The sequence below is a fragment of the Rossellomorea sp. y25 genome (genome assembly GCF_038049935.1).
GTDB lineage: Bacteria > Bacillota > Bacilli > Bacillales > Bacillaceae_B > Rossellomorea.
Window position 1 is genome coordinate 2338178 of the sequence record NZ_CP145886.1, and the last position, 15008, is coordinate 2353185.

General features: G+C 39.8%; 11 protein-coding genes. 9 read left to right on the forward strand and 2 right to left on the reverse strand.

Translation table 11 applies throughout. The annotated features are described in order from the left end of the window. Positions 1-52: 52 nt before the first annotated feature. Positions 53-1297: a helix-turn-helix transcriptional regulator gene (locus AAEM60_RS11640; protein WP_341356387.1), complete on the reverse strand. Its 1245-nt coding sequence runs from the start codon at positions 1295-1297 to the stop codon at positions 53-55. Positions 1298-1555: 258 nt separating this feature from the next. On the opposite strand from AAEM60_RS11640, the gene AAEM60_RS11645 reads away from it, so the two are divergent. Further along, the gene (locus AAEM60_RS11645; RefSeq protein ID WP_341356388.1) at positions 1556-5623 is read left to right on the forward strand and encodes a S8 family serine peptidase; all 4068 of its coding nucleotides are present in this window, start codon (positions 1556-1558) and stop codon (positions 5621-5623) included. A gap of 116 nt (positions 5624-5739) precedes the next feature. Here AAEM60_RS11645 and AAEM60_RS11650 read toward each other — a convergent pair whose 3' ends face one another. After that, entirely contained in the window at positions 5740-6696 is a 957-nt protein-coding gene (locus AAEM60_RS11650; RefSeq protein ID WP_299736958.1) for a nucleoside hydrolase, read from the reverse strand. 176 nt (positions 6697-6872) lie between these two features. On the opposite strand from AAEM60_RS11650, the gene AAEM60_RS11655 reads away from it, so the two are divergent. From AAEM60_RS11655 to AAEM60_RS11690, 8 genes are all read left to right on the forward strand, one after another. After that, a complete protein-coding gene (locus AAEM60_RS11655; protein WP_299736960.1) occupies positions 6873-7259 on the forward strand; it encodes a MerR family DNA-binding transcriptional regulator in 387 nt (128 codons plus the stop codon). An 82-nt stretch (positions 7260-7341) separates the two neighbouring features. Then, positions 7342-9027, forward strand: a complete 1686-nt coding sequence (locus AAEM60_RS11660; RefSeq protein ID WP_299736962.1) for an acyl-CoA dehydrogenase family protein — start codon at positions 7342-7344, stop codon at positions 9025-9027. A gap of 453 nt (positions 9028-9480) precedes the next feature. Beyond that, on the forward strand, positions 9481-10035 hold the full coding sequence (locus AAEM60_RS11665; protein WP_299736964.1) for a hypothetical protein: 555 nt from the start codon (positions 9481-9483) through the stop codon (positions 10033-10035). A 208-nt stretch (positions 10036-10243) separates the two neighbouring features. Then, a complete protein-coding gene (locus AAEM60_RS11670; RefSeq protein WP_299736966.1) occupies positions 10244-11113 on the forward strand; it encodes a cation diffusion facilitator family transporter in 870 nt (289 codons plus the stop codon). 541 nt (positions 11114-11654) lie between these two features. Continuing rightward, complete coding sequence (locus tag AAEM60_RS11675; protein WP_341356389.1) at positions 11655-12278, forward strand: winged helix-turn-helix domain-containing protein; 624 nt, start codon at positions 11655-11657, stop codon at positions 12276-12278. A 99-nt stretch (positions 12279-12377) separates the two neighbouring features. Further along, a complete protein-coding gene (locus AAEM60_RS11680; RefSeq protein ID WP_341356390.1) occupies positions 12378-13646 on the forward strand; it encodes an MFS transporter in 1269 nt (422 codons plus the stop codon). Positions 13647-13985: 339 nt separating this feature from the next. After that, a complete protein-coding gene (locus AAEM60_RS11685; protein ID WP_299736972.1) occupies positions 13986-14189 on the forward strand; it encodes a hypothetical protein in 204 nt (67 codons plus the stop codon). A gap of 298 nt (positions 14190-14487) precedes the next feature. Beyond that, positions 14488-14952, forward strand: coding sequence for a GNAT family N-acetyltransferase (locus AAEM60_RS11690; protein ID WP_299736974.1), 465 nt, complete (start codon positions 14488-14490; stop codon positions 14950-14952). The last annotated feature ends 56 nt before the right edge of the window (positions 14953-15008 follow it).

The following is a 15008-nucleotide window of genomic DNA, read 5'->3' on the forward strand; positions in this document are numbered from 1 at the left end:
TAAACAATTAAAAACGCAAAGGAGAGGCCTTTCCTTTGCGTTTTATATGGGATTATACAAATTGATTATTCTTTCGGAACTTCTCCATCAGGCCCTTGGCATAGAAGTTTGCTTTCCCCTCATCTCCCTTTTCCATATAATAATCAAACAGTAATACGCCGTAATGCTCCATAGGGAGGACGTAGCCCATTTCCTGAAAGTGGGGATAGGCTTTTTCTTCCAAATATTTATAATACCCTTTTATGTCTTCATTAACATTCAATTTGTGTAAAGTAAAGAAGTGATAGAACGTATTGTTGTTACCTTTTCGGGCCAAAGCTAAACCTTCTTCTATGTATTGCAGTAACTCATCTTTCGAGGTCCGTCCCTCTTTGGTAAGGGCATTAATGTATCCTTCAAGTGAGCCAAGGTAGTTGGGGTCTTGGGGTTTACGGGTGTTGACGGATTTTTTGTAGTATTCGCCGGCTGACTTGAAATCGCCTTTTCTGAGCTGGTGATAGGCGTAGTTATGATGAAGAAGGGCCCTCTGGTGTTCGAGTTCGTAGTCTTCAGCCATGTCGATTAATCGTTGGTATTCTTTGTTTTCCACGTTGGAATCATCGGATTGTTCAAGTTGAAGCAGCATCAGCATCTCTGACTCGATCATCCTGGAGAAACTGCGCTTCTCTACAAAGAATTGCAATGCCTTATTTGCATAAAAGTACGCTAGTACATTTGAATGAATGGAATGATAGGCAACCGCTAAATCGTAAAAGCATTCGCGGTTAGAATAGTCATCCAGGCGAATTTCCTTAAGCACTGAAATGGCTTTGAAGAAATCGTGGTTTACCCTCATTAGATAAATGCCTTTTATATGCAGCAACATATTATGTTCATATGGACTAAGTCCTGACCACGTCTCCATTTCCTCAACGAGACGTTTGGCAAGCTGATTTTCCCCGGAAAATAAATGATACCGAGCGAGAATCAAGGTATACGTCCGATAGAAATCCTGGATTTGCAATAAATGAATCCCATCGAGTCGTGTCTTTATGGAATCTGCTTTTGTCTGCAGCTTCTTAATGATCGATTCGTGCCATTCTTTCAGGAGGGAATCGATACTCTTATAATTCTCTAATTCCTTTTCCATATCAATACCTAATCGTTCACTTAATAATTGGATTGTTTCCTTTGAGACCTCAGTAAGTCCTCGTTCTATTTTACTGATATGGGTAGTAGAGCAAATCCCTTCTCCCAAATCCTTCTGTTTGACCTGTTGATGTTCGCGATAGAACTTGATAATTTTACCTTCAAGCATGATCTCATCCCCTTTTTGCAATCGTTCCAATTCACCCAATATTATCATAACCCCAATTAAAAATTATGTATTTACCACTTTTTCTTTAAAATAACGACGATAAATAGATCTTTATAATTATATATTGTGATTATTATTAGTTAAAAAGACTCACACAAAACCCCAATAGCTTCCGAACTGAAAGAATACTAAAATGGAATTGTACTACTATTTCGAATACTACTAAAAATCAACAGAGAAAAGAAAGAGGTAGGAATAATGAATGCAAACTCAATTGCTAAACGCTCTGCAGTAATTGCCCTTTCCACTGGATTACTTTTATCCCCGGTCAACACCCTCTCAACACCAATCGTAAATGCAACGGACTGGAAATCAGAAGACATGTTATCTTCCTTAACAGAAGAACAAAGACGCGCTTTGAAACAATTGGAATTAAATAACTTAGAGGGTCTTCAAGGATTCAATGAAACCGAACTGACTTCTGAAGAAGAGATTGCAGTCATCGTTGAATTCCGTTCAAAACCTGTTAATGTAGCGGTATTAGAAGCTGCAATAAAAGGAAAGACCTTAAAGAAAGAAGATGCTAAAGCAAAAGTAGATCAAGAGCACAAAGTGTTTAAAGAAGACGTAGAAAAACACCTATCAAGCTCAAATAAAAAAGAAAAAAAGCCATTACCAAAAATCACACAAACCTATAAAACGGCTTATAACGGAGTTGCTATCAAACTACCAGCCAATCAGGTAGAACAGCTCCTTCACTCAAAATCCGTTAAAGCCGTATATAAAAACCAAACGTTTACAGTAGATCCAGTTAAAGAAGTCCTACCAGCTGATGTTGATCAAAACATCACCACATCTGTGGAAAGCATTAACTATTTAAATGTAGACAAACTGCACAAAGAAGGAATCACAGGTGAAGGAATAAAAGTTGGGGTTCTTGATACAGGTGTGGACTACAATCACCCTGATTTGAAGGACGTTTATAAAGGTGGATATGACTTTGTCGATAATGATAGCGATCCAATGGAGGCAACTTATGAGGATTGGAAGAAATCCAATCAACCAGAATTTAGTCAAGTAGGTACTCCTTATTACACTTCACACGGTACACATGTATCAGGGACTATTGTAGGGCAAAATGAGAATGATAGTGAAGTGTCTGTAGAGGGAGTTGCTCCAGATGCTGATTTATATGCTTATCGTGTACTTGGTCCATACGGAAGTGGATCGTCAGAAGGAGTTATCGCCGGTATTGAAAAGTCAGTAGAAGATGGCATGGATGTTATCAATCTATCTCTTGGAGCAAGCATAAACGATCCATATTATCCGACTAGTACGGCATTAAATTATGCAGTTCTTAATGGTGTAACCGCTGTTGTGTCTGCAGGGAATTCAGGATCCAATGATTTCACGCTTGGATCACCTGGTACAGCAGCACTGGCATTAACCGTTGGGGCAAGTGATGTACCGGTTTCACAAACCACTTTTACAGGAGAACTATCAGATGGTTGGTCCACGGATATCATCAGCATGGCAAGAGGATTTGCTCACCAATTTGCCAGTTTAGAAGATAAGTCTCTTGAATTAGTCGATGTAGGCTTGGGTAATGTGCAAGACTATGAAAATAAAGATGTCGACGGAAAGGTAGCATTCGTACAACGGGGAGATTTTGCTTTAATTGACAAAGTGAAGTTTGCCAAAGAAAATGGGGCAGAAGCGGTCATCATGTACAACAATGTGGAAGGTCACGTCGGCTATAATCTAGGCGAATCTACTCACTTTATTCCTGCTTTCTCCATGACCAAGAAAGCCGGGGAAGAGCTGAAGGAAGCAATCTTGAATGGAGCAACCACTTTCACATTTAGCAACTTAGAAGAATCTTTCTCAGAAGGGGACAAGTTAGCTGATTTCAGTTCAAGAGGTCCTGTTAATAAAAACTATGATATGAAACCGGAAATCGTAGCACCGGGCGTAAGTGTTCTATCTACCTTCCCTTCCTATATGGTGAATCCAGAGAATCCGGAAGACTATAAATATGCTTATGCAAGATTGAATGGAACTTCAATGGCGTCCCCTTTTGCCGCTGGTGTGGCTGCATTACTTCTGGGAGAGAATCCTGACCTTGAACCGTCAGATATCAAAACAATTCTTATGAATACCGCTGATCCATTAAACGAAGATTACAGTGTGTTTGAAGTCGGGGCGGGTAGAATAGATCCTTATCAAGCACTTCGCAGTCAAACGAAAATCCAAGTAAATGATGAAACATTGCTTCCAAATGGAGAAAACCTCATCACAATCAAGGAACAAACCGGCGGCTTAAGCTTTGATAACCAGATCGTATCAGAGGGATCTCACATTCGGGTAAAAAAGGCACTCGAATTTACAAACGAAAGTAGTGAGAAAAAAACATACAACGTAGAGATTGTAGAAAATGTTCAAGAAGGAACCAATAGTCTGAAAGAAAACGGCGTACAGGTCAATGTTGACAAATCAATTAAGGTCAATGCCGGGAAGTCAAAGAAATCAAATGTATTCCTTACAATGCCGAAGACAGCAAAAAAAGGTATTTATGAAGGATACTTAGTCATTTCCAACAGCAATGATTCTAGTGAAAGCTACCGGGTTCCTTTCAGCGTGAAAAAATCAGAGGAAGGATTCAACTCACTGGATTTACTTACACCAGCAATTACGCCATCACATTATAATCATGCATATGATCAATACAGAACGACGACGGCATTGGTGTTATTCAATTTAAGCTCACCAGTTGACACGTTGGATGTCATCCTGCAAGATGGTAAATCTGGAGAGGACCTGGGCTTGATCGGAACCCTGAATTTGAATGGAGCAGAAGACAACCGTGATTATTTCTTACAAGCCTTTAACGGTTACTACTACAAATTCACCGGAAATAAGAAGGATCCCGTTGCATCCGAAACGAGTATTGCCGAACCAGGTCATTACAAACTGAAATTCGTTTCAACCTTACCAACTGGAAAACAGAAGACTATCACCCATGATTTGTTCATTGATATTGAAGCACCTGAAGTGAAAAGTTCACTCGACAGTGAATCTCCTTTCATCGAATACAAGCCTGGACAAAAGACTGTGCCTTTTGAAATGGAAGTGACAGACTCTAACGTTGAGGCCATGCAATATGCAGGGATAGACATCGATCAATCGTCCAATTTCGCGGTTTACACCTATGGAGCCCCATTCCCTAACGGTCCTATCTATATGGATGAGAATGGGAAATGGAATGAAGAAGTAGAGATGAACGAAAAAACCAAATCCCTTTCATTTAATCTGATTGGTTATGACGACGCTGGGAATCAGGCGAAATGGAAGGAATACTTCTTCGTGAAAGAAGGTACTCCTGTTACGTATGCAAAACACAATGTAGAAACTGCGAGATCAGGAGATATTTTAACTGCTTCACTCGTGTTAGATAATCTTGATGGGGTGAAAGAAGCGACCTGGTCGTTTGATAATTCAGGAATACAACATGTATATCTTGTTGAAGCTGCCTTAACAAATGAAGTAGAGGCTTATGCATCTATTGAAGTGGATGGAAATCAAGTAAAAGTGAAATTCGATGAAAATAAAGCATTTGACCAAACAGAAGTGGTAGATGTAAAAGTGAAAGTCCAAGACGAATTATTCTATCCCATTGGATACATCAAACCTACAGCTAAGATCATTAATGCAAACAATGAAGAGCAGACCTTACTCAGTGCCGGTAATCGCTACAATCTAAAACCTAGATTTAACCGTGTTCAAGGAAACTTGATACCAGAAGGGTATCTTGTTGAAAGTGGAGGTTTTGCTGGATACAGAGACTGGGCAAAAGTAGGGGCTTCAATTAAGGTAACAAATCCTTCTGGGTATGAACTTGATGCTTCCGACTTGTTTAATGGGAATGCACGTTTTGAAATTGAGCCTCTACCGTTAAGTAATGATGCCTATACATTTGAAGTAAATGTTCCAGGACATTTTATTACAAAATTAGATAAAGCATTTGGGTTTGAATACAAAGGGACATTATACGGTAAATCAGAAACAATCGGCATAAGTTTAGTAGGCGGGGATGTAAACCAAGACCATGTAATCGACATCCATGACGCTATTGCGATCCAGGAAGCCTGGGGTACTGATGACCGTGCGGCAGATATCAATTTTGACACAGTAGTGAATGAAAAAGATTTGAGATTTGTGGAGAAGAACTATTTGCAGCAAAACGAAGACGCAACGAATCCACCAGCACCTACCGATTCTTGGAATGGAAAGACATTGGAATCCATAAAAAAAGAATTAGGACTTTAATCCATTTACCTTATTGTAAGTTGGTAGGGGGTGTACGAAATGAAGAAGTTATCATATGCACTGCCTGAAGTAAACACCTGATAAATCCTAAAAGGAATGACCTCTTTCTGAAGAGATCATTCCTTTTTTCTCTCAAATGATTCCCCGGTCATCACATTCATAAATCGTGCGAAGAACATCTCATACTCGAACGAAAAGGCAATCCGATGCTTTTTGGCTGTTTCTTCAAACTGAATATACGGTCTGATATCAGCAATGCTTTGTCCACGGTGGATGCCGGTGCTTGAAGTCACTACATGAACGGGTAGATTTCGAAACGTGAACATGTCATCATTGACTGCCGACATGAGGGTGATAGCATCATGTACCGGGCTACCTTTAATCAATGGATTTCTCTTCTTATAAAAACCATAGTAATAGTCCAACAGGGGCTTAACAAGCTTCGATCGACCTTTATACTCGATGTAATCAACCATTTCAGGGGTTACAATGGCATGGTCAGTTACGTTTAAAGGGATGATGGTAAGATTTTTCGCATATGTCAAAACAATCTTAACTGCAATCGGATCGGAATGAAAGTTTGCTTCAGATACCGCCGTTACATTTCCGGGTACCCAGAACGCTCCGCCCATAAGATAGATCTTTTTTACTTTGTTCATAAGAGTCTGGTATAAGATGAACATATTCGCAAGGGATGTCAACCTTCCGACATTTACAATGATCAGTTCATCCCCATATTTCTCTATCAATCTTATAATCTCAAAGAAATTTTCAATAATTCCTTCATAAAGACCAGGCTTAATTGGTCCAAGTCCATATTCTCCATGTATTTCAGGATAGAATTTAGGCTGTTCTGCAGTCATCGGAACCTCTGCTCCGCCAATAATCGGAATCTGATCTATAAGGTTCAACTGGTTCATAAGGTAGTGAACACTTGCCACAGCACGGGATCTTGGCACATTTCCATAATCAGCAACAACCCCGACCAGTTCAATCTCTTCGCTCAAATAAGAATAGATCAAGGCGATGGTATCGTCGATCCCTATATCCGCAAATAACAATACCTTCTGCATGTCTCACTCACCACCTCTGCAATATTCATTACTAGTATATGGAAAACAGTATTATGATTATGTATAAAGGTACCCCTCCCAAAGAACCAAAAACTTTTTTAAAACAGGTTGAACTTTACGTTAACGTCAATGGTAAACTTGAAGTATCAAAATTTTCTAACAAAGAGATGATTACTATGACATACACGATAACTCAGCTGGCAAAGGAATTTAACGTAACGACACGCACGATAAGGTATTATGAGGAGCTAAATCTGTTGCAACCTTCAAGGAGCGAGTCAGGAAGGAGAATCTATTCGAAGAGTGATATCACGAAATTGAAATTGATATTCAGGGGAAAACGATTCGGCTTCACATTGGATGAAATCAAAGAAATGATCCAATTATTTGATCAGGACCGAACCGGAAGGAAGCAGTTAGAACGCACGATTGAATATGGAAACAAACGAATCGAGGAGGTGACAACGTTTATTGAAGAGCTTGAAGCCATGAGAACCGAGATGGAAGAACTTAGGGATGAGTTTGCCATAAAATTAAATGCGACAGGGGAAACATCAGATTGAATTTTTCACGATTATTTTTACGAAATTCGACGGGGAAGGTTATGCTACAAGCATTGCGCGATGAAATACAGGAGGTGAAATCATGAAAAAAATTGAAAACTTCTATCGGGAGGATCCTCATTTCAAGGAACTCATGAAGCATTATCTGAACAAAGATTTCCTCGAATGGGCTGATCCAGAGCTGGACGAATTCGGTGAATTATGTGCGGGGGAAATTGATGAACGGGCCATGCACACCGACCGTGAAGGGCAGCCAAGACTGATCAAATACAATCGATTGGGAGAAGAAATTTCTGAAATCTGGGTGAATGAAGGATATAAGAAAACGGTGCAACAAACGTATAACAAGGGAATAGTAGGTTATATCCATAAGGACATTCCTGCACTCGGGCATAAAGGAAACTATGTATATTCTTATGCACAAGGCTATCTATTATCACAAACAGAGCCTGGTTTCTATTGTCCTGTGACCCTTTCCATGGCTACTGCCCTGCTCCTTGAAAAATACGCATCCGATCAGGTGAAAAAGAGATTCCTGCCTCATGTCCTTTCAACAGGTGAAGTTGAATTATACGAGGGGGCTACATTCTTAACCGAACGTCAAGGGGGTTCCGATGTCGGTGCCAACGATACAAAAGCCGTCAAACATGGTGGGGATACTTATAAGCTTTTTGGTGAAAAATATTTTGCATCCAACTCTGGGATGTGCGGAGTGACCATGGTGCTTGCCCGTATCGATGGTGCTGGCGATGGAACGAAAGGACTCAGTCTGTTTGCGGTTCCTTGGAGGAACGATGATGGTTCACTAAATGGCATTCACATTAGAAGGTTGAAAGATAAACTGGGTGTCCGGGCGGTCCCATCAGCAGAAGTGGAATTCGATGGAGCTGAAGCCTATCTTGTAGGAGAACCGAATCGCGGCATTTATTATATGATGGAGGCATTGAACCTTTCCCGCGTCTGCAATGCCGTTGCCTCGATTGGAATCATGAGAAGAGCCTATCTAGAAGCAAGAAATTATGCATTCTACCGTGAAGCATTCGGTCAGCCATTGACCCAATATCCGATGATCAAAGAATCATTGTCTCGTCTTGCAGCCAAGCAGGAGGTAGAAACGAGTGCAGTATTTCGTCTCGTTCATTTGTTTGATCGCGTTGTATCAGAAGATATCCCGACGACAGAAGAAGAGTCAGTCCTAAACAGATTACTTATTGCGATTTTGAAAAAGGAATCAGCTGAACAAGCGATTCATTTCTCCCACGAAGCCATTGAAATGCACGGAGGAAATGGCTACATCGAAGATTTTGTATTGCCTCGCTTACTTAGGGATGCCCAGGTATTGACGGTGTGGGAAGGAACAGCGAATATTTTGGGACTTGAAGTATTAAGGTTAATGAATAAACATCGCGCTCATGAATACTTTTTGGTGAAAATGAAAGAAGAGTTATCCAATTTGCCGGAAGAGCTTCTGTTGTTTAGCACCCCAGTTACAGAAGGGATAGCAAAACTAGAACAATTATTGGAAAAAGTAGCAGTAGGGGACGTCGACATGCAAACGTATCATTCAAAACGAATCGCTGAGTTAATGGCCAATATATTCGAAAGTGTCATCGCACTTAAGGATGCACATACTATGGGTGGAGATAGGAAGCGAATGGTAGCTGAAGTGTTTATCGAGCATACATGGAACCAAACCGAATGGATTGATGAAGAGATGAAATCAGTTCGATATTTTGACGATATTGTTAGTGTAAATATACGAGTGTAAAAATAATTGGCCCCTAAGCTCGAAAGAGTTCAGGGGCTTGTATTATTTTTCGCAACAGCAAGGACAATCACATTCTTTTTTCGTCTTACACTTACAGCGTTCACATGAACACTCTTTTTTCACCAAGAAAAGCACCCCCGGTATGACTTTTGTTAATAATCATCGTAACCAAAACTTTAATTTTAATACATTGAGGTTGGGATTAGTGAATGTTCTTATATCATACTTTTTTAGAACATCTGTTAATCGCGATTTCTGATATTGACTGAATAACACGCAAAGAAAAAATTAACCAAAAATATTTTATTATAATAATGTTATGGTAACTAACCAATCCGACAGAAATTGAGTTATTAACAAATAATACAAAATAATATCCATTTGTTTACATATGAAATAAAATAAGGTAATATATGTAATTGCAGGATCTCATTAAAAGGGGAGGAAATGATGATGAAAAAATTATTGGTACCATTTTTCTTGTTATCTATGAGTTTATTTATTGCTGCCTGCAACAGTGAAGGCAGTACCGAAGAAAAAGACACAGAAACGAACACTGAAGCAACAGAGAAAGAAGCAAAGTCAGATGAGATGGAAATGAAAAGCGCTCTATTAGACTATCAAATGGAGATTATCAACACGGTAAATGCGAATGATTCGGCTATTTATGCATTTGAAGAAGCTAAAGCAAAGGAAGAAGATAAACCATCTGATGAAGAAATTGCAAAACTGAAAACTGATGCAGAAGCAGCCGCTAAATCTGTAGCAGAAGACGTTCATGCTCTTGAAGTTCCTGCCGCACTTGATTCTAAAAAAGAAGAAATCCAAGGAGCGTTAGATGACCTTGCTAAATCGTATGAAACCAGAGCAGCCAATCTTTCAGATGAAGCGAATGCCGAATACACAGAATCTGAGGAACAATTCGCTGCATTCGAAGAAAAAATGGCCGCTATCTATGAAGAAGCAGGCTTAACAAAACCTAGTTTTTCAGCTGATATTGTAGATTAAAACCGAAAGATTCATAGGAATCAACAATTCCAAAACCAAATAGGACTGCACTCGCAGTCCTATTTTTTTATGTGTTCATAAAAGTTTACTCAACAAAACATTTTTAACCTCTTCATAATAAGATAGCTGAACTAAAGAAGGTTGCTATAGACCCACATGAATACGGCTTGATATGATAAGCACAATTAAAGTGTGGAGGATTTAACTAGTGGATCAAGAAAAATATAAGCAGTTAAAATTGGGTGAACGCGGAGCTATCATCAGTATCCTTGCATACATCGTATTATCAATAATAAAATTCATCATTGGCACCACAGCCAATTCAGAAGCATTGCAGGCAGACGGCTTGAACAATGCGACAGATATTGTGGCTTCTGTTGCTGTTCTTATTGGACTGAAATATTCAAGAAAGCCTGCAGATCAGGATCATCCATATGGTCATTGGAAAGCAGAGAGCGTTGCCTCTCTAATTGCTTCATTCATCATGATGATTGTAGGGCTGCAAGTACTATATAATGCCATACAGTCTGTATTTGACGGGAAAACTCAATCGCCCGATCTTCTTTCGGCATGGACAGGGGTGGGTGCAGCTATCGTCATGTACCTGGTTTATCGCTATAACAAAAGATTGGCTGAAAAAATAAACAGCCAATCCCTTATGGCTGCTGCAAAGGATAATCTTTCAGACGCATGGGTGAGTATCGGAACAGTAGTCGGAATTCTTGGAGCTCAATTCTACCTTCCTTGGTTAGACCCTCTGACGGCCGTTTTTGTAGGCCTTTTAATTTGTAAAACCGCATGGAATATTTTCCGGGAAGCTTCACACTATTTAACAGACGGGTTTGATGAACAATTGATTGAAACTTACGAAGTGACTATTCAAACCATCCCAGGTGTAAAAGGGGTTAAGGATATACGGGCGAGAAACTACGGGAGCAATACTGTCGTGGATGTGGTTATTTTAGTAAGGTCAACACTTGATATTAAACAGGCACATGATATTTCAAGTGTTGTAGAGAAAGAATTGATGCAGAAGCATGAAGTGTACGATGTGCATGTCCATGTAGAGCCTAATTAAAAGGTAGAAGGAATTGAGGCTCGGACAAAGTGTTTTAGTCTAAGTAAGACCCGAACAAATCTGCTTCCTACAGGACAGATTTATTCGGGTTTATTATTTATTTCGGTACATTTGATTTTAGCTGTGTCCAGCGGTTGATTGGAGTGCAAGACGAAGACTCCTGCGGGAAAAGTAGCTTATGTGAGACCCCGCAGGCTTGCCGAGGAGGCTCACGGGCTACCCGCGGAAAGCGTAGTCTTGCACGGAAATCATTAGCGGTATTAAGACCCTACACTTCTATTGTTCGTTGTTATATCGTGGCATTTAGTTTTGTCCCAGCCTCTGGAAATAAAAACTCCTGAATGAATTAGTAATCACGAACCAGCACTAAAAAAATAGTTGAGTCTGTCCGGCTAAAAATACATTTCCCAAACAGAAAAAATCCAATTAATTTGAAAATTAGGTAAAACACCTATTGCATAAAATAACCAATTGGTGTTAAAATTCATTCACACGGTAAAAATAATTTTACCGTGTGAATCCATATAACAGGTGATACAAAATGAAACCAATGTTCATCATTAAAGAATATGATCAACTCAAAGCACTCAGCGATCCGTTTCGGGTCAAACTTATGATTCGATTAGTTGAAAAACCCTATACCGGTCAACAGTTATCTGAAATATTCGATCTCTCAAGAGCTCGCATTCATTATCATTTAAAAGAATTAGAGAAACTCGGTTTGATCGAAATTGTTAAAACTGAAGAAAAGAATGGCATCGTCCAAAAATTTTATCAATCTGTTGCAAGTGGTTTTTATCCGGATTCAAGCATGCTTCCACATAAAGAAGAAATTACCGAGACGAAGAGGCATATGATGTATGGAATGCTTGACAGGACAATGGCAAGAGTATTATCAGCACCACCAGAAGCCTTTGATCAAGCAGGTCCCGAAGATCCGACTGAATGGAATATTCTTGCCACTTCCTTAGAATTAAAAGTGACAGAAGAACAATTTAAGTCGTTTATTGATGGATATTTCAAGCTTATAAAAGAATATCAAGACATAGCAAAAGTTAATCAATCGAATCCAGAAGCCAACCATTACTATCTTACAGCTTATGGTTTCCAAGTTAATGAATCTGAGTTTGAAAATAGAGTAATGAAAGAAGAAAAAGACCGTTAATGGTTTTTTTTAGACAAACGGTAAAATTTATTTTACTGTTCAGGAATATTTTTTGGATAGACGGTTAAAAAAAATTTACAGTCTGAAGGAGAAATTAGAATGAAAGAATTATTAATGAAAAACCGTAATTTTGCCTCATTGTTCTTTGGGAGATTGGTGACGAATATGGGGGATAGTATCTATTACGTGGCTGCCATGTGGCTAGTTTATGAGCTGGGAGGAAGTGCCTTTTACACAGGGTTAGCCGGATTCCTTACATTATTACCAGGAACATTACAGTTTCTCGTGGGTCCCCTGGTTGATAAATGGCCGATTCAGAAAATGCTGATCAGAACCCAAATCATTCAAGCAATCCTGGTTATGTTTATCCCATTGGCACATTTTATGGGGTTCTTAACTGTTTCATTCATCCTCATCCTCATGCCGATCATTTCTGCTCTTAATCAATTCACCTACCCTGGTCAGGCGGCCATCCTACCAAGAATCGTCAGAAAAGATCAACTTGTCAAAAGTAATTCCCTGTTTTCCTTTGCCTTTCAGGGGGTCGACCTTGCCTTCAATGCCCTTGCCGGAATCCTTATCACCTTGGTTGGTGCCATCACCCTTTATATGGTCGACGTTGTCACATTTATTGCAGCAGCCATTTTGTTCAGTCTTCTCAAAATGAAATCCGTAACAAAATCAAAAGAAAAACAAACTGTAGGCGTAGCCTTTGCGGAATACAAGAAAGATCTAATTGAAGGTTTTACAATCGTATTCAAATCCCATCTTGCAAAATTTTTATTGGGATCAATCGTAGCAAACTTTGCCATAGGGTCCGTCTATGCCATTTTGCCGGCATTTGCCGATGACAGAGGTGGGTCTGAACTATATGGTCTTTATTTAGCAGCCATTTCAGGAGGTGCCTTAATCGGAGCAATTGGGGCATCCTGGTTTGAGCGCTATCCGTTAGGAAAGCTTACGATTGTATTGTTTTTCTTGGGTGGAACTACTTGGATGATTTCAGGTTTTATTCCTATGAATAGCTTAAGCATTATATTATTCGGATTATCATGGATTCCAATCGGGGCCACCAATGTCATCATGGGGGCCGCTCTTCAATCAATCGTTCCACAGCATCTGCTCGGTAGAATTTTCTCTGTCACATCATCCCTGGGGGCTATGGCGATGCCGTTCGGATCCCTTATTGGCGGCTACCTTGCTGAAATATTCAGTAGCACGTCTGTATACATCGGTAGTGCTGGTGGGATTTTATTTATCTCCCTCGTATGGATCTTAAACAAAACCTTACGTTCCCTTCCACACACCTCAAAGCTTAATCCAGAGGAAGTAGGCTTGGCAGATGAGAGTGCAACGGTTCCATCTTAATAAAAGAAACATCCCTCCACAAAGAATTCCTATGGGGAGGGATGTTTTTATATGATAAAATACTTTCCTGTCACGTGAATGTAATGGATGATAATGGTAAACTAGAAGAATAGTATATTCAATGTTTATTCACATTGCATTCAGAGATGCCCTTGAAATCTTTTAACAAATGGGGTTTTGGGGGAGTGTTAAGATTTCACCTCTGGACAAGGACCTTTTTTATCTGAGTTGGAAAAACGCTGTTTCCATATGATCATTCAAAGTTCACCTGAAATAATTCTAAATAATCCGAAACTTAATCCGGCTGAAAATCGTATACAATAGCAAGAGGTGATGAACATGGCAGGAATATTATTCATTGTTCTAATCCCGATCGTCTCCATATTGATTGCTTTAAATCTTACCCGTTCATCAAGAAGAGGTGACAGAAGTGGGGATGGGGGCTATTATGGTCCTTATGATGGAGGCCATGATTCAGCAGGCAGCTGCGACACCGGATTTGGCGGTGGGGATTGTGGAGGCGGTGGTGGAGGAGGCGATTAAATTGCTTCCTTCTGTTTTTTGCTCCTAACGACAAATGCAATACTTAGGAGATGACCACCAATGATGAAGCAGAGGATATCTATTACAAACTAGACGATTCCATTCGATTATTAAACCCTTCCCCAAAGCATGGAGGAAAATCGTAATAGCGCTGGGGCCATTTTCAAGAAGCAAACCAGGGGTGAGGTAAAGTCGATCCCCGAAACCACTCCTCTACTGCATTGGGACCGTCCTGAGACTGTAGTAAGGGAAATCAGGAACCGCTGGAAATAGTTTAAAAAGGGGAGGCACTCATTCAATGATTCTATTACAACCAATGAAAGACCATGAATATACTCTTTGGATTCAAGATTCTATTAAAGAATACGCAGAAGAAAAGACGAAAGCCGGTAACTTCCAGAAGGAAACTTCATTGGAACAGGCTGAAAACGAATTTAATCAATTACTGCCGGATGGACTGGAGTCTAAGGATCATTATTTGTTTACTTTAATTGATGGTGACAATCAGGAAGACGTAGGGACTTTATGGATTAACGTACAGGAGGACGGTAAAGAAGCATTCATTTATGATATTAAGATTCATGAAAGCAAAAGAGGAAGGGGATATGGTAAAGAAGCCTTAAAGTCCCTGGACTCACTTGCAAGGGAAAAAGGTATTTTGAAAATAGCGCTCCATGTATTTGGTCATAATAAAGTAGCTCTTTCCTTGTACCAGAATTCAGGGTTCAAAGTGACCAATGTCTTGATGTCAAAGTCTCTTTAAGTTTGAACAAAGGGCACCACTCCAATCCGGTGTCTTTTTCTATGTAAAGGAGGCCA